This window comes from Paraburkholderia sp. SIMBA_054 (assembly GCF_046534875.1).
Taxonomy (GTDB): domain Bacteria; phylum Pseudomonadota; class Gammaproteobacteria; order Burkholderiales; family Burkholderiaceae; genus Paraburkholderia; species Paraburkholderia hospita.
On the sequence record NZ_JAWRXV010000068.1, the window covers coordinates 36,212 to 55,433 of the forward strand.

Genomic DNA, 19,222 nt, shown 5'->3' on the forward strand with positions numbered 1-19,222 from the left:
CAACGAAAAACCTTGCATTCTTCGCTGGAAAAACTATTTTCAAATAACAAAACGATTCTTGGCTCGGCAACGGAGGAGACCCATGCCGGCTACTCGTATGATGATTGCGCGTCGCGCCGGCGTGAGCGTCGCCACGGTCGATCGTGTGCTGCGCGACGACCAGGGCGTGCGCCCGGAGACAGCCGAACGCGTTCATCTCGCGCTTGCGACATTGCGCGACGAGCGTGCAAGTCGTGGTCGTCCGGCAAAAGCCACGTCATTTCGGGTCGCATTCGTTCTGCCGCAAATCAATTCCCGGTTTCTCGATCAGGCCGAGCGCGATATCGCGCTGTCGGCGAGCTTCTTTCGCGAGCATCGCATCGTCCCGTCGTTTTATCGATGTGACCTGTCGAACCAGCGAGACGCCGCATCCTTCGCCCAGCAGCTGACCGACTACGACGCGCTCGTGCTCGTGCCGCTCGATTACCCGTGGGTCGTGCGGATGATCCAGGACATGACCGACGCGAACATGCCCGTCGTCACGGTGTTCTCCGATCTGCCGTCGAGTGGACGCGCGGCTTATGTCGGCGTCGATAACCGCATCGCCGGACGCACGGCCGGGTTGCTGATGGGCCGCTTCGTCGGATCTCGCATTGGCACGGTCGCGGTGCTGTCCGCCTCGTCACGGTTGCACGATCAACTGGAGCGCCGCACGGGTTTCTCACAGGTTCTCGAAGAAGATTTTCGCAACCTGCGCTGGGTCACCGAACCCGATTTCGCCGAAGACGACGACAGCGCCGGTCTCGCTGTTCAAGGCCTGATTGCAGGACACCCGGATCTGGTCGGCGTGTATGTGACGGGCGGCGGCATTTCCGGCATTGCGTCCGCGTTGCAGGAATCGGGCGACAAGGCGCGCGTTATTCTGATCGGCCACGAATGTACGGCCGAGACGCGCGCGCAATTGTCCGAGCGCGCCATCGACGTGATCCTCGATCAGGATGTGCGCGGCATCGTCCATTGGGCGGGCCTGGCAGCTATCAATTTTCTGAACGATGTGCGGGGCGTGCTCAACATCCCGACGCCCGAAACCCGGATTTATCTTCGTGAGAATGCGCATGCCTGACGCTCGCGACACGCGGACAGCTTTCTGAATCCGCCGGAGCCCGTATACGGCGTCCGGCGCATGGACGCTGTCTGTCATCAGGTTGGAGACCCGAGAAAGACAAGGAGAAGACACATGTTACGTCTAACGTCAGCAAGGGTAGTCGCGGCGGTCCTCGCATCATTGGGACTTTGCCTGGGATCGGCGGCGCACGCCCAGGGCAAGCAGTTGACATTGTGCTGGGCGGCGTGGGACCCCGCCAATGCACTCGTCGAATTATCGAAAGACTTCACGGCCAAAACCGGCATTGCAATGAAGTTCGAGTTCGTGCCATGGACGAGCTATGCGGACCGCTTCATCAACGAACTCAATTCACACGGCAAACTGTGCGATCTGATCATCGGCGATAGCCAGTGGATTGGCGGAGCGGCTGTCAATGGTCACTACGTGAAGCTGAATGATTTCTTCGCGAAGAATAAGATCTCCATGGATGACTTCGTGCCGGCAACCGTTGTCGGCTACGCGGAATGGCCGAAGAACACGCCGAACTACTGGGCGTTGCCTGCCATGGCGGACGCAGTGGGCTGGACCTATCGGAAAGACTGGTTTGCAAGGCCTGAGCTGCGCGCCGAGTTCAAGCAGAAATACAAACGCGAACTCGAACCGCCGACCACGATGGACGAACTCAAGCAAACAGCCGAGTTTTTCCAGGGGCGGAAGATCGATGGAAAGACCGTGTACGGCGTCTATATCTTCACGGAGCGCGGTTCCGAAGGCATCACAATGGGCGTGACGAACATGCTCTACAACTTTGGCTTCGAATATCAGGATCCCAAGAAGCCATATCACCTCGAAGGCTATGTGAACTCACCCGGTGCAATCAAGGGGCTGGAGTTCTATAAGGCGCTGTACAAATGCTGCACGGCGCCGGGCATGACGAACGCGTACATGCAGGAAGGACTCGATGCGTTCAAGTCCGGTCAGGTTGCGATGCAGATGAACTGGTTCGCGTTCTTCCCGGGGCTGTACAAGGATCCGAACGTCGGCGGCGACAAGATCGGCTTCTTCGTCAATCCAAAGGAAACAAAGCAGTTCACGCAGCTTGGCGGGCAGGGTATCTCCGTCGTGTCGTACTCGGATCACAAAGCGGACGCGCTCGAATACATCAAATGGTTTGCGCAAGCCGATGTGCAGAAGAAATGGTGGCAACTCGGCGGCTATTCGGCGGCGAAGTCGGTCGTGGATGCACCGGACTTTCCGAAGAGCGCACCGTTCGCGCCCGCCTTCCTGAAGTCGATGTCGATCGTCAAGGACTTCTGGGCGGAGCCGGCCTACGCGGAGTTGCTGCTCGACATGCAGAAGCGCGTGCATGACTATGTGGTTGCCGATAAAGGCACGGCAAAAGAAGCACTCGATCTGCTCGTCAAGGACTGGAACAAGGTCTTCAAGGCGGAAGGGAAGTAGAGACGCATTAGCAATCAAAATATCTCGGCTCGCGGATTAGCGGGCGGGTCATCCCCGCTAGTCCGCGAAAAGGAGTCGGCATGTTGGCAAACAAGCCTTTTACTCCGGAAGGATTGCAGGCGAAACGGCCGCCGCGCGCGGCTGCGCGCCAGCGTGGGCTGTCCGACAGGACGATCGCGTGGCTGTTCATTCTTCCGACCATCGTATTGCTGCTCGCGATCAACATCTTTCCGTTGATCTGGGCATTGCGCCTGTCGTTCACGAATTTCAAATCGAACATGCCCAGCGTGCCCGCGCGCAATGTCGGCATCGACAACTACACGGACATTCTGACCGACGAAGACATCTGGTACGCGATGCAGGTCACCGCGCGCTTCGTATTCTGGTCGGTCGGACTGGAAGTCCTGCTCGGGTTCGGGCTCGCGCTGCTGATCAACCGGCAGTTCAGAGGCCATAGTTTCTGGACGACGCTGATCCTGCTGCCGATGATGTTGTCGCCCGCCGTGGTCGGCAATTTCTGGACCTTCCTGCTGCAGCCGCAAACAGGTCTCTTCAACGACATCGTCAGCTTCTTCACGGGCATTCCGCCCAGCTCGTTCCAGATGATCGGCGATGTGCCGCTCGCGCCATGGACCATCGTGATGGTTGATACATGGATGTGGACACCGTACGTGATGCTGATCTGTCTCGCCGGCCTGCGCTCGATTCCCGACTACATCTACGAAGCGGCGGAAGTGGACCGTGCCTCGCCGTGGCGTCAGTTCTGGTCGATCACACTGCCGATGACGCTGCCGTTTCTGATGCTCGCGATCCTGTTTCGCGGCATCGAGAACTTCAAGATGTTCGACATGGTGAATCTGCTGACATCAGGCGGCCCTGGCTCTGTGACGGAAACCGTATCGATCACGCTCAAGCGCGCCGCGTTCGAGAAGTGGCAGACGGGCTATTCGTCCGCGCTCGCGATCATCCTGTTCGTCGTCGTATTCGGCGCTGCGAATATCTATGTGAAGGCACTCAACAAGGTGAAACAGCGATGACAGACCTTGCCCTTCAACAATCGGTCGTGGCTGCCACGCCGCGCAGCAAGACGTTTGCCGCCGTCGTCGTGATCGCGTACGCGCTCATTGCGACCTTGCCGATCGTGTGGATCATTCTGACGAGCTTCAAGACGCAAGAAGATGCGATTGCCTATCCGCCCGTCGTGATGTTTCAGCCATCGATGGAAGGCTATGTGAACCTCTTCACGATCCGCTCGCGGCAGACGCCGGAGTTCATCGCGAGCCTGCCGCCCGCAACGGCCTGGTATGACCGCGATGTGCGCAAGCGCAATATGGTGATCGCGGGACCGTCGAAGGTCTTGCCGCGCTTCGTGAATTCGCTGGTAATCGGCTTCGGCTCGACGTTTCTCGCGGTGTTTCTCGGCACGCTTGCCGCCTATGCGTTCTCGCGCTTCAAGGTGCCGCTCGCCGACGATCTGCTGTTCTTCATTCTGTCGACGCGGATGATGCCGCCCATTGCCGTCGCGATCCCGATCTACCTGATGTACCGCGCGCTCGGACTCGCGGACACGTATCTGGGCATGATCGTGCTTTATACGGCCGTGAACGTGTCGCTAGCCGTGTGGCTGCTCAAGGGCTTCATCGACGAGATCCCGCGCGAATACGAAGAGGCCGCGCTCGTAGACGGCTACACCCGCATGCAGGCTTTCATCAAGGTCGTGTTGCCGCAAGCGATCACGGGCATTGCCGCCACGGCGATCTTTTGCCTCATCTTCGCGTGGAACGAGTACGCGTTCGCGCTATTGCTGACAAGCGGCGACGCGCAGACGATGCCGCCGTTCATTCCGTTCATCATCGGCGAGGGCGGTCAGGACTGGCCGGCCGTTGCGGCCGCCACCACCCTGTTCGTGCTGCCGATCCTGGTCTTCACCGTCGTGCTGCGCAAGCATCTGTTGCGCGGCATCACTTTTGGAGCGGTGCGCAAATGAAAGCCCTACCTGCCACGCCGCGGCGGCGCTTCCTTCGCAGGCGCTATTGGGAAGGCGCATCGATGGCACTCATTGGTCTGGGCATTGCCATGCTGGTTCAACCGTTCACCGTCGACCTCTATACATGGTCGTTTCCCGTGATTCTGGTGGGCGCGCTGGCCTTTGTCGTGACAAGCCATTTCCCGGACTGAGCCATGTCGACGATCGTTCTCTCCAATCTCCACAAGCGCTTCGGCGAATTCACCGCCGTGCACGATACGAATCTCACGGTGGGCAACGGCCGTTTCGTGGTGCTGCTCGGACCGTCCGGCTGTGGAAAGACGACCACGTTGCGGATGATCGCCGGACTCGAGCTGCCGACGTCGGGCCAGATCCTGATCGACGGCGAAGACGTGACGGCACTGCGAGCGCGTCAGCGCGACATCGCATTCGTGTTCCAGATGTTCGCGCTCTATCCGCATATGACGGTGCGCAACAACATCGCCTTTCCGCTGAAGAACGAGGGTATCTCGCGCCGCGAAATAGCGACGCGCGTCGATACGGCTGCGCGTATGCTGCGCATCGAACATCTGATGGACCGAAAGACGGGCGGATTGTCGGGCGGCGACCGTCAGCGCGTTGCGTTGGGTCGCGCCATCGTGCGCCATCCGAAGGCCTTTCTGATGGACGAACCACTTGGCACGCTCGACGCGGACTTCCGCGAACTGATGTGTCTCGAGTTGCGCAAGCTGCATAACGCGCTCACGGCAACGACCGTCTATGTCACGCACGACCAGAGCGAAGCGATGGCCATGGCTGACGACATCGTCGTGATGAATCGCGGAGAAGTGCTGCAGTCCGCGTCGCCGCATGAGATCTATCACTTTCCTGCGACCGTGTTCGTCGGCAGCTTCATCGGCAGCCCGCCGATGAATTTTCTGGCGGTGGACGGCGGCGTTCCGGCGGGCGCGGAACAGGTCTCGCTCGGCGGCGCGGCGGTGCCCGTACCGCGTACCGACGCATCGTCCGCGAAGGCGCTGGTGGGAGTGCGGCCCGAGCACGTCATGATCGATGAACGCGGCGCGTTGCGCGGACGTGTGATCGCCGACGAATATCTCGGCTCGCATCAGATTCTCGTCGTCGAGACGGCGCTTGGCATCATGCGCGTGCGGGTCGGGAAGGACGAGGGGCGCGCGGCGGGTTCGCAGGTCGGGCTGTCGTTTCGCAAGGAACGCACACTGCTGTACGACGCGGACAGCGGCAAGCTGCTGCCCGGCGCCGCACGCCAGATGGCCTTTAACGGTAACGGTAACGGCAGCGGAGGCGCTTATGTCTGAGATTCGCCTGCACAACGTGACGAAGCGATTCGGCGATATCGTCGCGGTGGACGACGTGTCGATCGACGTGAACGAGGGCGAGTTCGTCGTGTTGCTCGGACCGAGCGGCGCAGGCAAGACGACGACATTGCGGCTCATTGCGGGACTCGAACGGCCCGACGAAGGCGAAATATTCATCGACGGCGAAGCGGCCACGGACATGCATCCTGCAGACCGCGACGTCGCCTTCATTTTTCAACAGTATTCGCTCTATCCGCATCTGACGGTGTTCGGCAATCTGGCGTTTCCATTGCGCTCGCCGCGGCGGCGCTCGAGCGAGGCGGAAGTCAGCGCGCGCGTGCAGTCAGTCGCGCAGATGCTGCACATCGAGTCGAAACTCGCCAACATGGCGACGCATCTGTCGGGCGGCGAGATGCAGCGGGTTGCGATTGGCCGCGCGCTCGTGCGCGAACCCAAAGTATTTCTGATGGACGAGCCCTTGTCGTCGCTCGATGCAAAACTACGCGAGGAATTGCGCATCGAGCTGAAGCGGCTGCATCGCTCCATCGGCGCAACGATCATCTACGTCACGCACGACCAGGTCGAGGCAACGACGCTTGCCGATCGCATCGGCATACTCGAGCACGGTCGCATCGTGCAGATGGGCACGCCGCGCGAAGTCTATGGCAACCCGGCGTCGCTCAGCGCGGCGCAACGTCTCGGCTCGCCGCCCATCAACCTGCTGCCGCCCGCGCTGTTCGATCCGGCGGCGATGCCTGCGGGTACGTCGACTGTCGCGATCCGTCCGGAAGACATCGTGCTGCACGGCGCCGATGCACGCGACGCGCTCAACCTTCGCGTGCTCGAATATTCGCCGCTGCGGCATCTGCTGATTCTCGACCGCGAAGGCACCGCGATCGTCGCGACCACGATGACAGAACGCAACTTCACGCCAGGGCAAACGGTCGGCGTGTCACTGCCGCCGCGCAGCCTTCTTTATTTTCGTTCCGACGGCAGGAGGATTCCGGCATGAACGGCAAAACGGTCATGGCGTGCATCGAGGCTGCGCATGCAACGCTAAAGGAACACACTGAGGAGATCGCCGCGCTCGATCAGCAGATCGGCGACGGCGATCACATATTCAACCTGTTGCGCGGGGTCGATGCACTGCTCGGCCTGCGCGCCGATATCGAAGCCGAAGCATTCGCACCGGCGCTGGATCTCGCTGCGTCGAAATTGCTGTCGACGGTGGGCGGGTCGTCGGGGCCGCTGTTCTATTCGCTGTTGCACGGCATGGCGAAAGCGTCGGCTGGGAGCGGGGACATTGCAAGCGTGCGGGACGCGGCGCGGATCTTCGCCGCGGGTGTCGATGCCGTTGCGCAGCGCGGCAAGGCCGGTATCGGCAGCAAGACGATGATGGACGTGCTGATTCCCGTGGCGTCGCGGCTGGCGGAACTGGCTGACGACGATGCGCCGCCGGAAGCCGTGCTCGACACCCTGCCGGAAGTCGCGGAGCAGAGCATGCTCGCTACGCGCGACATGCTCGCGACCAAGGGGCGCGCATCGTTTCTCGGCGAACGCTCGCGAGGCCACATCGATCCGGGCGCGCGGTCGAGCCAGTTGATGATCGACGCCGTATGTGCGCGGCTCGCGCAAGACAGAGCGTAGAAGGAGCGGAGACCATGAAGAAATTCATCAATCACGTCGACGACTTTCTGGTCGAGAGCCTGGCCGGATTCGGCGCCGCGCACAGCGATCTCGTCGTGCTCAATCAGGAACCGGTATTCGTGCGGCGCAAGACCCTGAAGCCGGGCAAAGTCGCGCTGATCTCGGGCGGCGGGTCGGGACACGAGCCGCTGCACATCGGCTTCGTCGGCTACGGGATGCTGGACGCCGCGTGTCCGGGCCAGGTCTTCACGTCGCCAACACCCGACCAGATGATGGCCGCCGCGCAGGCCGTCGATACGGGCGCGGGCACGCTGTTTATCGTCAAGAACTATTCGGGCGATCTGATGAACTTCGAAATGGCGTCGGAGATGTCGGAGTTGCCCAATGCGATGGTGCTGATCAACGACGACGTCGCCGTCGAAAATTCCAGTTACACGACGGGGCGGCGCGGCGTGGCGGGTGCCGTGATCGTCGAGAAGCTGGTGGGGAGTCTCGCCGAAACCGGCGCGGATCTCGAACAATGCAAGGCGTTCGGCGACCGGATCAACAAGCATACGGCGTCGATGGGCGTTGCTTTTTCCAGTTGCACGGTGCCGGCGGCGGGCACGCTCACGTTCAAGATCGGCGACGACGAAATCGAAGTCGGCGTCGGGATACATGGCGAGCCGGGGCGGCGGCGTGCCCGTTTCGCCGCGGCCGACGCGATTGCGGGCGAACTGCTGACGGCCATTGTCGCGGATCTCAAGCCGCCAGCCGGTGCGGAACTGCTAGTGTTGATCAACGGGCTGGGCGGCACGCCGCTCGGCGAACTCTATCTGTTATTCAATTCCACGCGCCTGTGGCTGCAACAGCGTGATCTGAAGATTGCACGCGTGAAAGTGGATTCGCTGACGACTTCGCTCGAAATGGCGGGCGCGTCGATTACGTTGTGCGTGATGAACGACGAGATGCTAAGACATTGGGATAGCGCGGTGCACACGCCGTCGCTGAGGTGGGGTATGTAGCGGATATTGAATGTCGCTCTACCGCCTGAAGGACGACCGCCTGAACGCATCGCACGCATGAGTTTTTGACATGGTGCGCATGCGCAGATTTCGCTTGTTGCGTGATATTGGCAAACCTACAGTCGGTTGTCGCGCAAAGCCTTCGCACCGTGCCGCTGTGTCACGTGAGACAGGCAGTGGACATCGATCGTTCATCAGGAGACCGTCATGCAAGACATCAAACGGGGCAGAAGGCAGGCAATCAAGACGATCGGCGCGGCACTCGCGGCTTCGACGTTGCCGATGCCGTTCATCAACGTGCGCGCCCAGCAGCAACAGAATTTCTCGGGAAAAACCCTGCGTCTCCTCACCTGGTCCGACGATACGGGCACGGCCGCGTTGCGCAACATCGCCGCGACCTTCAGTGCGAAGACGGGTGCGAAAGTGATCGCCGACCGCGCTGACGGAACGTCCGGCATGGTCGCCAAGGTCAAGGCAGCAGGCGACCGTCCCACCTACGACGTGATCACGCTGGCAGGCGTCGGCGCATCCGGGCTCGGCGATGCAGGCCTGCTCGTCAAGCCGGATCTGGACAAGCTGCCGAACCTGAAAGACGTGGCGGCGCAGTACCGCACGGGCGCGAACGGCTTCGGCGTCGGCTATCTGCTCTGGTCGGACGGCCTGATTTACAACACATCGACGGTCAAGACGCCGCCTGACTCGTACGAAGCGCTGTGGGACCCGAAGTACGCGGGCCGCATTTTCCTGCCGCCGCCGGAGTGGGCCGAGGCAGTCGATCTCGCGATCATCGCTGCGAAGCTCGCAGGCGGTTCGCAGCAGAACATCGAGCCGGGTTTCAAGAAGCTTGCGCAACTGAAAGATCGTGTGATGACGCTCGGTGAAAACCCGAATCAGGTTGCCGATCTGTTTCGCACGGGTTCGCTCGATATCGGCGGCATTTATTCACCCGCGTTTTTCCCCGCTCAGATCCGCAAGCCGGAGTACAAGATGGGCGTGACCTACGGGATGAAGGAAGGCTTCGCGACGCAACTGATGTTTACCGTCATTCCGAAGTCGCACCCGGGCGATGCCGACCTGATCCACGCGTTCATCAACCATTCGCTCGATGCGGGCGTGCAGGGCCGGATGGCCGCCGATGTCCTGAATGGCCCGGTCAACTCGAAGGCCATGATTCCCGCCGAGAGCAGCGCCTATGTGCCGAGCCCGAAGCAGATCGCCGAAAAGGCGGTGCTGCATGACGACAAGGCGCTCGCGGCCGTGCAGCCCGCGTGGATCAAGCGCTACACGGAAATCTTCTCGGCATGAACGGAATGCCCGCGCTCTTTTCGCGGCGCGGGCGCGCTGACGTCGCGCCGGCTGGGTCGACAGGCGTGCCCGACGGGCACGCCGCGAGCGGTGCCGACAGCGCGTCCGCGCGCGCGAGGCCGTGGCTGCTCCTTGCGCCGATTCTCGTGTTTCTCGCCGTGCTCGCCGCCGCCGCGCTGGTCGTGGTGCGAATGAGCTTCGGCGTCTCAGGGAACGAATGGCGCGCGTACACGCTGCATAACTATGTCGAACTCGCCGACAGCTACTTCGTCAAGTCGCTGTGGCTGACGTTGCGGCTCGCTTTTCAAAGCATGGTGTGCGCGGTGCTGCTGGCTATTCCCGTTGCGCTTGCGATGGCGCGCACGGAATCGCGCCTTGTGCGGCGCCTGCTGCTAGCGGGCGTGCTGCTGCCGCTGCTCGTCAATCTGCTGTTGCAGGGCTACGGGTGGCTCGTGATCCTCGGTCCCGCCGGATTGCTCAACCATGCGTTGCTCGGCAGCGGGCTCGTGTCGCGTCCCGTCATGTGGCTCTATCGCGAACATGGCGTATTGCTCGGTCTGATCCAGACGGCGTTTCCGCTGGCCGTGCTGCCGATATCGAGCGCGATGCGTGCGATTTCCGTTTCGTATGAAGAGGCCGCGGCGACGCTCGGCGCGAGCCGCTGGCAAACCATGCGCGACATCGTGCTGCCGCTCGCGATGCCTGGCATCGTATCCGGCGCGCTGCTCGTCTTTGCGTATAACGCGAGTGCGTTCGCGGTGCCGCTGTTGCTGGGCGGACGACGCGTTCCCATGCTCGCGGTGCTGGTTCACGACCAGGTCTCGCCGTTGTTGAACTGGCCTGCGGCGTCGGCATCGGGCGTCGTGCTGATGGTCGCCACGCTTTCGCTGATGGCGCTGTCTCAATGGCTGCTGCGCCGCATGCAGCGTCTGGAGGGTTCTGCCTGATGAGTACGCAAGGTGTGTTGCCTCGCCGGCCGTTGGGCGCGCTGAGGCCATCCTCGACGATGCCGGGCCGGCTTGGGAAGGTGGCGGCCCTGTCGGCTGCGATCGTGCTGTTTCTGGCGGCGCTCCCCATTCTGACGATGATCACGATGTCGTTCAGCGCGGCGGATACGCTTGAATTTCCGCCGCATGCGTACAACCTTCGGTGGTATCGCGCGGCGTGGCACACGTTCGTTTCGCCTGACGCAAGCGATGCGCTGTCGATGGGCGCGGCGCTCGGAACGAGCCTGCTGGTCGCCGTGTCGACGATGATCATTGCGACGCTCGTGTCCGTGCCCGCCGCGTACGCGTTGAGCCGCTACCGTTTTCGCGGCAAGCGGCTCGTCGAACAACTGGTCGCGCTGCCGCTCGTGTATCCGCTGGTCATGCTGGGACTGTCGCTGCTGCTGGTGTTCAACGTTCTGCCCGTCGAACTCGGCGTGTTCCGGCTGATCATCGCCCACGTGATTCTCGCGCTGCCGTTCACGGTGAAGAATTGCGCGGCGTCGGTGGCGTCGATCGGGCCGGAGTTCGAAGAGGCCGCTTACGTGATGGGCGCGAGCCCGCGACGCGCGCTCGTCGATGTCGTGTTGCCGCTGATGCGGCCGGGCATTCTCGCGGGCATGCTGTTCGCGTTCATCATCTCGTTCAACGAATTCACGGTGACGTTCTTTCTGTATGGCATCGACACGATGACGCTTCCCGTATGGCTGTACAGCCGCACGGTGTCTTCGCTCGATCCAACCGTGTTTTCGTTCGCGGTGTTCGTCGTCGCAATCGATTTTGCGCTGATCTGGCTGCTCGAAAAGCTGGTGGGCGACAAAGGGATCGCGCTGTGATCCCATTCATCGCGCCTTGCCGCGAAACGGACTGGAAACTGTCATGACTCATCTTACGCTGCAGGCCGTCACGAAACGCTTCGGTGCCGCGCATGCGGTCGACAACGTCGATCTCGCGATCCCCGAAGGCAAGCTGGTGTGCTTTCTCGGACCGTCGGGCTGCGGCAAGACCACGCTGTTGCGGATGATCGCCGGGCTCGAACAGCCAACGTCGGGAGCGGTGATGTTCGCCGGTCGCGATATCACGCACCTGAGCGCGAACCGGCGTGATTTCGGCATGGTGTTTCAGTCACTCGCATTGTTCCCGCATATGACGGTGGCGGAGAACATCGCGTATCCGCTCAAGTTGCGCAAGACGGGCAAGAGCGAGCAGGCGAGGCGGGTCGCTGAACTGCTCGAACTGATCCAGTTGCCGCATATGGCCGGGCGGGCCGTCACCCAGCTTTCCGGCGGCCAGCGGCAGCGCGTGGCGATTGCTCGCGCGATTGCGACGTCACCGAAGCTCCTGTTGCTCGACGAGCCGCTGTCGGCGCTCGATGCAAAGTTGCGCGAGGCGATGCAGATCGAAATTCGCCTGCTGCAACAGCGTCTGGGCATCACGACGATCATGGTCACGCACGATCAGCGCGAAGCGATGACCATGGCCGACCTCATCGTCGTGATGGAGAAAGGTCGTATCGCGCAGGTTGGCAAGCCACTCGATATTTACCGCGACCCTGTCAGCGAATTCGTGGCCGACTTCATTGGCCTTGGCAATATCTTGCCCGTAACAAACGACGAGAGCGGGAAAGTGCGTCTGCCGGGCGGGCAGCAGATCGTTGTCGCCAACGCGGCGCCGATGTCCGTTGCGTCCGGCGATATTCGTCTTCTGATCCGGCCGGAAGATGTGCATCTTCAACTGGGCACCGATCAGGCCGCCCACGATACGAACTGCGTCCGAGGCACGGTGCGGTTCATTCGCGACGTCGGCGCCTCGCTCGAAGCAACGATCGAATGCGCGGGCTTTACGCTGACTGCCGCGACCACACCGCGCGAAGTGCCGGGTCTTGCACCCGGCGTGCCGGTGCTTGCAGGGCTGCCGGCGCATGCGTGCAAGCTCATCTCTGCGCACGGAGTGCGTGCTTCGGCCTGACGCGTTCTCGCGTCAGGCTGGTTTCGGTGCACACGCGTCCTTTAACCGCTTCTCTGTTACCCCACATCTAACGGTTCCCCATTGCGATGCAGTCGCGCCTTCGTGCTGCGTGGGGAACCGATTCAAATCCGCGACACGGCCCCTTGGGGGCAGGCTGTTTGCGCGCACTCTCCCCACGATGCATCCGCGCGCTGTCATTGCGCGTATAACCTGTCGACAACGCACTTGCTGATTTACGTGAGAGGAGCTTTTGATGTCTCCTGCTGCCGCAGCGTCGATTGCGTTCGTAGTGCTCGTCGCGCTGTTCGCTGCCTTCTGGGCGTGGCAGCTGAAAAGCGCGAACGCGGGGATGATCGATCCGATATGGGCTTTCTCGCTGGGCGCAATCGCTGTGTTCTACGGCATGGCGAGCGACGGCGATTCGCTTGCCCGCGCGCTCGTTGCGACGGGCGGGGGTTTCTGGGGCGCGCGGCTCGGCTGGCATTTGTGGCGGCGTAACGCGGGCAAACGGGAAGATCCGCGTTATCACCGTTTCCGCGAGCAATGGGGCGCGGCTGCGGGACGAAAGATGTTCTGGTTTCTCGAGTTTCAGACGGTCATTTCGATGGTGTTGTCGCTCGCGTTCGCCGTGCCTGCATGGCGCGCAGACAAGCCTTCCGTTGCATGGGTCTCGATTGCGGTAGCGATCTGGCTCGCCTCGGTAACGGGCGAAACAGTGGCGGACAGTCAACTCAGATGCTTCGTCGCCGATCCCGCAAATCAAGGCAAAGTGTGTCGCGTCGGACTGTGGCGCTATTCGCGGCATCCGAATTACTTCTTCGAGTGTCTGCATTGGGTGGCTTATATCGCGCTGTCGATCGGGTCACCCTGGGCGTGGTTGACGCTACTCCCACCCGTGCTCATGGCGTGGCTGCTGATGAAACTCTCAGGCGTGCCGATGCTTGAAGCGCATCTGGTCCATTCGCGTCCGGGTTACGCCGAGTACATGCGCGAGACCAGCGCATTGATACCGTGGCCGCCGCGACGCGGCTGAATCCCACTACGCTTCCAATACACCCGAACGGTGCCCGCCATGACATTTACGGCAACACGGCCTTCGATGGATAAGCCGCTTTTTGCCAGGGAAGACTGGCTCATCCATGCGTGCGAGCGCGGATGGGTGCCGGATCGTGCGATCCGCTTCGGCATGCGCCACCTGATGCGGCAGCGTCTGATCGAAGAAGGCGCATTGGACGGCGAGCTTCGTTCGCAACGTTTCAACTCGCTGCTCGACGAGTTGCGCGCGAGTCCCGTCGCGATCGAAACCGATGCCGCAAACACGCAACACTACGAATTGCCGCCTTCATTCTTCGAGGCGCATCTCGGACCGCACCTGAAGTATTCGTGCTGCCTGTATCCGCGCGGCGACGAGACGCTCGGGCAGGCGGAACAGGCGATGCTCGAAGTCTACGCAGAGCGGGCAAGGATCGAAGACGGCCAGACCATTCTCGATCTCGGTTGCGGCTGGGGCGCGCTTGCATTGTGGTTGGCCGCGCAGTATCCGAATGCCCGAATCGTTGCTTTGTCGAATTCGCGCAGTCAGCGCGAATTCATCGAAGCGCGTGCAGCGTCTGCGGGCATCACGAATCTGCGCGTCGTGACGGGCAACGTTGCTCAGTTCGATTTCGCAGATGAGTTCCACGCCGGTTATTTCGACCGTGTGCTGTCGGTCGAGATGTTCGAGCATATGAAGAACCATGGCCTTCTGCTGGAGCGCGTTGCGCGCTGGATGCGCCCCGATGGAAAACTCTTCGTCCATATTTTCGCGCATCGAACGCTCGCTTATCACTTTCAGAACCGGGACGCTACGGACTGGATGTCGAAGTACTTCTTTACCGGTGGCACGATGCCGTCGGAAGCTTTATTGCTGCACTTTCAGAAGGATCTCCGGATCGACAGGCAGTGGTGGATCGGCGGCGCTCACTACGCACGCACGGCGGAGCAATGGCTTGCGAATCTCGACAAGGCAAGCGAGCGCGTGATGCCAGAACTGGTCCTGACATACGGCGCGGATAACGCGCGACTCTGGCTCCAGCGCTGGCGCATGTTCTACATGGCTGTGGCCGAACTTTTTGGCTACGCGCAAGGTAATGAGTGGGGCGTTGCGCACTATCTGTTCGACAAGCGGTGATGCGATGAAAGCTACGCGTGTTGCTCTCGCACTGGCCGCCGTCGCTGCGATGGCCGTCCTGATGTCGGCGTGCTCGCAGTCGCCGGCTAATCCCAATCCGCGCGCAGACATTCCGCTAAAGCCGGCAAGCGTCGATCTGCGACGCTACATGGGCCGCTGGTACGTCATTGCGATCATTCCGTATTTTCTTGAGAACAAGTACGTCGGCAGCTATACGGACTGGTCTCTGCGCGAAGACGGAAAGATCGACGACCGGTACACCGCGCACAAGAGAACATTCGACGCGTCGCCGTCGAAGTTCCATTTCGTCGACAGCGTCGTGCCGGGCAGCGGAAACGGCAAGTGGAAAGTGCGCATTTTCTGGCCGGTTTATGTGACGCAGCTGACGCTCTATGTCGACGACGAGTACCGTTACACACTGCTCGGTCTCGGCGACAAGAGCCTCGGCTGGATTTTCGCGCGAGAGCCGGATATCAGCGACGACGTTTATCGCTCGCTGCTCGCGCGATTCGATGCTATGGGCTTCGACGCATCGCGCTTTCGCCGCGTGCCGCAGCATCCGCAGCAGATCGGCCAGCCAGGGTTCCTGCCGCAAGACGAGTGACGGCCGATTCGCGCTGCGTGCCGGACGCGCGCACGTCACGGGTTGACGGTGAGGACGAATTGCCTGACGTCCGTGCGCCGCTCGACGAAGCCCGCTTCGCAATACGCGAAATAGAGCCGCCACGTGCGTATGAACAGATCGTCGAAACCGAGTGCCCGCACAGCGTCGAGGTTCTCCTCGAAGCGTGCGTGCCAGCACTGCAATGTGCGTGCATAGTCGAGCCCGAACGACTGCGACTCGACGCATGCCATTCCCGCGCGTCTCGCCGCGGCGCGAAAGCGTTCGGCACCCGGCAGCATGCCGCCCGGGAAAATGTACTCGCGGATGAAATCACTCGAGGACCGGTACTCGGCAAAGCGCGAATCGTCCATCGTGATCGACTGGACGAGCGCGTGTGCACCCGGCTTCAGCATGCGCCCGAGGACGGTGAAAAACGTAGGCCAGTAGCGCTCTCCGACGGCTTCGAACATCTCGACCGACACCGCTGCGTCATAGATGCCCCGTAGGTCGCGATAGTCGCGCAATTCGATGGTCACGAGATCGCGGAGACCGGCTTGTGCCACGCGCTCGCGTGCCCATTCGTACTGCGCAGGGGAGATCGTCACGCCGTGCACGCGTATACCTTGACGCGCCGCGTGTAGCGCAAAGCCGCCCCAGCCGCAGCCGATCTCCAGCACACGCATGCCGGCGCGCAACTGCAACACATCGACGATGCGCTGATACTTGGCTGCCTGAGCGTCTTCGAGCGAACGGCTCGTATCGCCCTCGAACAACGCGCTCGAATAGGTCATGGTGCGGTCGAGCCAGAGCGCGTAGAACGGATTACCAAGATCGTAGTGCACGTGCACGTTGCGCTGGCTGCGGCGACGCGTGTTGGGACGCAGCCAGTGGCGCAATCCATAGAGCAGGCGCGCAGGGGCGCTGCCCGACACGGTGCGCGGCAACGCGGCTTCATTGCGGATGGCGAGCCGCGCCAGCGCTACGATGTCAGACGTGTCGACCCATCTCGCGCGATACGCTTCGGCAAATCCGATGTCGCCCGCCTGCAGGATCGCGCGGCACGCCCGCCAGTCGTGCAGGATGAGTTGCGCGCCGGGTTGGGCATGGGGATCGCCGTACACGCGTTGCTGGCCGCCGGGCGTCGTCAGGACCAGATGGCCGACGCGCAAACGGTCCAGCAGCGCGAGGAACAGGCGGGCGAACAGGGGCGCACCGCCGGCGGCATAGAAGGCGCGTGAAAACGTCATTGTTACGATTCCTCGTTGATCGTTGTTGGCCGTGAGTGAGGCGAGGGCGGCTGGCTCCCGTAGAACGGCACTTTCTTGAGCCACAGGCGTAGCGCCTGCCAGTGAATGCGTGCGATGACGCCGACCGTGAGAAGCGGTTGCCGCATGAGTGCGCGCAGCGCGTGCCCGCGCGTGAGGGGGCGCTTCCCGAGCGAAATCGCGGTGCGGATCAGGAGCCCTTGCGCGTCGTAATAGTCGATGGAGATCGAAGATTGGTGCTCGCTCTCGTGTATACGGAATGCGTAGTGTCCTTCGACGCCGCAAAACGGCGATACGTGTAGCTTCTTTACGCAGTGGAGATGGGTGTGCGCGTCGATGGGGCCGTTGTCGCCCGCTTTGAGCAGATACGAGTGACGTTGTCCGAACGTGTTGCGCACTTCAGTGAGCAATGCGCGCAGATTGCCGTCGCGGTCGTGGCAGAACCAGAAGCTGACGGGGTTGAATGCATAGCCGAATACGCGCGGGCAGGTCTGCAGCCAGATGGCGCCGCCGTCCAGGTCGATGCCCGCGTCGGCGAGTTTGCCGCGTATCCACGCGAGCGGATCGGTTCCGTCGCATGCGCCGTAGTCGCGCGTTCTCAGGCTCAATGGCCGCAGCCGGTCGATGCCCAGCCACCAGCCATCCAGTTCATGAAGCCTCGCCAGATCGCAACGGATGCAGAACACGGGATAGACGAAGCGATGATGCACGGGGCGCAGCCGCTCGTGCATCACGTGCCCGGACATCAGCCATCCCGCGCGGTCGGAAGAATGGCCGTTCATCGTACGGACCACGACGGTTCGACGCCGAAGTCGCGAGCAATGCGCAGCGCCGATTTCAGCCCATCTTCATGGAAGCCATAACCTGTCCACGCGCCCGCGAACCATGTGCGTCTCGAGCGCTGTATCGACGGAAGGCGGCTTTGCGCCGCCACAGCCGCACTGTCGAGCAGTGGATGATCGTAGTCGAAGCGCTTCAGTACCGTCTCGGGCGAGGGCGGTCGCGACGGATTGAGTGTCACGATCACAGGCCTTTTGAAGGGCAGCGGTTGCAGGCGGTTGATCAGATAGCTCACACAGACCGGGCGCATTTCGTCTACCCCATGCGTCGACAGGTAGTTCCACGCGGACCATATCCGCTCGCGGCGCGGAAGCAAGGCAAGATCGGTATGCAGCCACGCCACATTGGGCTGATAGCGGATCGCGCCGAGCATATGGCGTTCGTCGGGATCGGGGTCTGCGAGCATGCGCAGGCTGTCGGGCGCGTGCGTGGCGAGAATCGCCGCGTCGAAGCACTCGCAGCCGGATTCGCTCGCTACGTGGACGCCGCCTCGCTCGCGGCGCACCGCGACCACCCGTTCGTTTGTGCGCACGTCGTCCAGTGTGGCGACGATCCGGCGGACATACTCGCGTGCACCGCCTGCGACGGTTTTCCAACGCGGGCGGCGATTCACCTGCAACAGCGCATGGTTGAGACAGAAGCGCAGAAAGGTCGCGGCCGGGAAGCGCAGCACGTCGGACGTCGCGCACGACCAGATAGCGGCGGCCATCGGCAAGAGGTAGTTTTGCCTGAAGGGATCGCCGTAGCGGCCCGCCGTCAACAGGTCGCCAACGGAGTATCCGTTGGCGGATGCCGCCTCGAGATGCATTTCAGCAGCAGAATTGAAACGCACGATATCGCGCAACATGCCGAGAAAGCTGGGCGAAAGCAGATTGTGCCGCTGGGCGAATACGGTGTTCAGATTGGTGCCTGCCCATTCGAGTCGTCTGTGATCGAGCGAGACGGAGAACGTCATGTCGCTTTCGTATGACGCGACATCGAGCTCGTTGAAGAGCGCGATCAGGTTGGGATAAGTGCGATCGTTGAAGACGAGAAAACCTGTATCGACGGGATGGGTGAGGCCATCCAGTTCGACGTCGACGGTATTGGTGTGGCCGCCGGCGTAGGCAGCGGCTTCGTAAAGCGTCACGCGATGGCGGCGGGCCAGCAGATACGCACTCGCAAGTCCAGCGATGCCGGAGCCGATGACAGCAACGCGGCTGCCCGGCGGAACGGGATGAGTTTCCGTCTGCACATCCATTGGGTGTTCTCCATCGCCGGCGCGTCATTCCTCTTTTACGCACGGCAACAGCAGACGGATGCAGCCATGCGGCGGGTCCTCCCTGATTTGCCGGCGCACCGCTGCACGTGAATACCTGCACCGATGCGAGCCGCGTCGGGAGCAGCGCGTCACGCGAACGTCCGAATTGTTTGACCCGTGAAAAATATAGCTGGATATGGCGGGCCGAAATGGAACAGGAATGGGACGCCGACAGAGAGTCGGGTTCGAGTGACCGCGTTCGCCTAATAAAGTGGCATCGCAAACTTTTCGTAGATCGTGCGAAATAAGTGCTTGACAGTCCCCTGGGGGTTACGCATAATTCGG

At 61.8% G+C, this 19,222-nt stretch carries 19 protein-coding genes; 16 read left to right on the forward strand and 3 right to left on the reverse strand.

What is annotated here, in order from left to right; translation table 11 throughout:
• Positions 1–82 precede the first annotated feature (82 nt).
• The 16 genes from SB822_RS45910 to SB822_RS45985 all read left to right on the forward strand — a co-directional run bounded on the left by SB822_RS45910 (position 83) and on the right by SB822_RS45985 (position 15,532).
• Positions 83–1,102, forward strand: a complete 1,020-nt coding sequence (locus tag SB822_RS45910) for a LacI family DNA-binding transcriptional regulator (RefSeq protein ID WP_176133821.1) — start codon at positions 83–85, stop codon at positions 1,100–1,102.
• A 114-nt stretch (positions 1,103–1,216) separates the two neighbouring features.
• On the forward strand, positions 1,217–2,545 hold the full coding sequence (locus SB822_RS45915) for an ABC transporter substrate-binding protein (protein WP_079501711.1): 1,329 nt from the start codon (positions 1,217–1,219) through the stop codon (positions 2,543–2,545).
• Positions 2,546–2,625: 80 nt separating this feature from the next.
• Positions 2,626–3,582: a carbohydrate ABC transporter permease gene (locus SB822_RS45920; protein ID WP_007731678.1), complete on the forward strand. Its 957-nt coding sequence runs from the start codon at positions 2,626–2,628 to the stop codon at positions 3,580–3,582.
• Positions 3,579–4,532 (forward strand): carbohydrate ABC transporter permease, encoded by a 954-nt coding sequence (locus SB822_RS45925; protein ID WP_007731688.1) that lies wholly within the window; start codon positions 3,579–3,581, stop codon positions 4,530–4,532. Before SB822_RS45920 ends, SB822_RS45925 begins: the two co-directional genes overlap by 4 nt.
• Positions 4,529–4,723, forward strand: a complete 195-nt coding sequence (locus SB822_RS45930) for a hypothetical protein (RefSeq protein WP_042310889.1) — start codon at positions 4,529–4,531, stop codon at positions 4,721–4,723. The genes SB822_RS45925 and SB822_RS45930 overlap by 4 nt, the downstream gene beginning before the upstream one ends.
• Positions 4,724–4,726: 3 nt before the next feature.
• A complete protein-coding gene (locus SB822_RS45935) occupies positions 4,727–5,848 on the forward strand; it encodes an ABC transporter ATP-binding protein (RefSeq protein ID WP_024163106.1) in 1,122 nt (373 codons plus the stop codon).
• Positions 5,841–6,860, forward strand: a complete 1,020-nt coding sequence (locus SB822_RS45940) for an ABC transporter ATP-binding protein (protein ID WP_007742400.1) — start codon at positions 5,841–5,843, stop codon at positions 6,858–6,860. The genes SB822_RS45935 and SB822_RS45940 overlap by 8 nt, the downstream gene beginning before the upstream one ends.
• Positions 6,857–7,495 carry a dihydroxyacetone kinase subunit DhaL gene (gene dhaL, locus SB822_RS45945; RefSeq protein WP_086919579.1) on the forward strand — a complete coding sequence of 213 codons (639 nt, stop codon included), beginning with the start codon at positions 6,857–6,859 and terminating at the stop codon, positions 7,493–7,495. The genes SB822_RS45940 and dhaL overlap by 4 nt, the downstream gene beginning before the upstream one ends.
• Positions 7,496–7,509: 14 nt before the next feature.
• Positions 7,510–8,499, forward strand: coding sequence for a dihydroxyacetone kinase subunit DhaK (gene dhaK / locus SB822_RS45950; RefSeq protein WP_009769625.1), 990 nt, complete (start codon positions 7,510–7,512; stop codon positions 8,497–8,499).
• Positions 8,500–8,706: 207 nt separating this feature from the next.
• Positions 8,707–9,804: a PotD/PotF family extracellular solute-binding protein gene (locus SB822_RS45955; RefSeq protein WP_009769624.1), complete on the forward strand. Its 1,098-nt coding sequence runs from the start codon at positions 8,707–8,709 to the stop codon at positions 9,802–9,804.
• Entirely contained in the window at positions 9,801–10,751 is a 951-nt protein-coding gene (locus SB822_RS45960) for an ABC transporter permease (RefSeq protein ID WP_007742422.1), read from the forward strand. The genes SB822_RS45955 and SB822_RS45960 overlap by 4 nt, the downstream gene beginning before the upstream one ends.
• A complete protein-coding gene (locus tag SB822_RS45965; protein WP_009769623.1) occupies positions 10,751–11,626 on the forward strand; it encodes an ABC transporter permease in 876 nt (291 codons plus the stop codon). Before SB822_RS45960 ends, SB822_RS45965 begins: the two co-directional genes overlap by 1 nt.
• A gap of 43 nt (positions 11,627–11,669) precedes the next feature.
• Complete coding sequence (locus SB822_RS45970) at positions 11,670–12,758, forward strand: ABC transporter ATP-binding protein (protein WP_410857819.1); 1,089 nt, start codon at positions 11,670–11,672, stop codon at positions 12,756–12,758.
• A 253-nt stretch (positions 12,759–13,011) separates the two neighbouring features.
• Complete coding sequence (locus tag SB822_RS45975) at positions 13,012–13,791, forward strand: DUF1295 domain-containing protein (RefSeq protein ID WP_009769621.1); 780 nt, start codon at positions 13,012–13,014, stop codon at positions 13,789–13,791.
• A 39-nt stretch (positions 13,792–13,830) separates the two neighbouring features.
• Entirely contained in the window at positions 13,831–14,928 is a 1,098-nt protein-coding gene (locus SB822_RS45980; protein ID WP_410857820.1) for an SAM-dependent methyltransferase, read from the forward strand.
• Positions 14,929–14,932: 4 nt separating this feature from the next.
• Entirely contained in the window at positions 14,933–15,532 is a 600-nt protein-coding gene (locus tag SB822_RS45985) for a lipocalin family protein (RefSeq protein ID WP_410857821.1), read from the forward strand.
• Positions 15,533–15,567: 35 nt separating this feature from the next.
• On the opposite strand, the gene SB822_RS45990 is transcribed toward SB822_RS45985, so the two are convergent.
• The 3 genes from SB822_RS45990 to SB822_RS46000 are packed head-to-tail and all read right to left on the reverse strand — an operon-like array spanning position 15,568 to position 18,877.
• Entirely contained in the window at positions 15,568–16,779 is a 1,212-nt protein-coding gene (locus tag SB822_RS45990; RefSeq protein ID WP_086919576.1) for an SAM-dependent methyltransferase, read from the reverse strand.
• Positions 16,780–16,781: 2 nt separating this feature from the next.
• Positions 16,782–17,579 carry a DUF1365 domain-containing protein gene (locus SB822_RS45995; RefSeq protein WP_410857822.1) on the reverse strand — a complete coding sequence of 266 codons (798 nt, stop codon included), beginning with the start codon at positions 17,577–17,579 and terminating at the stop codon, positions 16,782–16,784.
• Positions 17,576–18,877, reverse strand: a complete 1,302-nt coding sequence (locus SB822_RS46000; protein ID WP_410857823.1) for an NAD(P)/FAD-dependent oxidoreductase — start codon at positions 18,875–18,877, stop codon at positions 17,576–17,578. Before SB822_RS46000 ends, SB822_RS45995 begins: the two co-directional genes overlap by 4 nt.
• Positions 18,878–19,222: the final 345 nt, after the last annotated feature.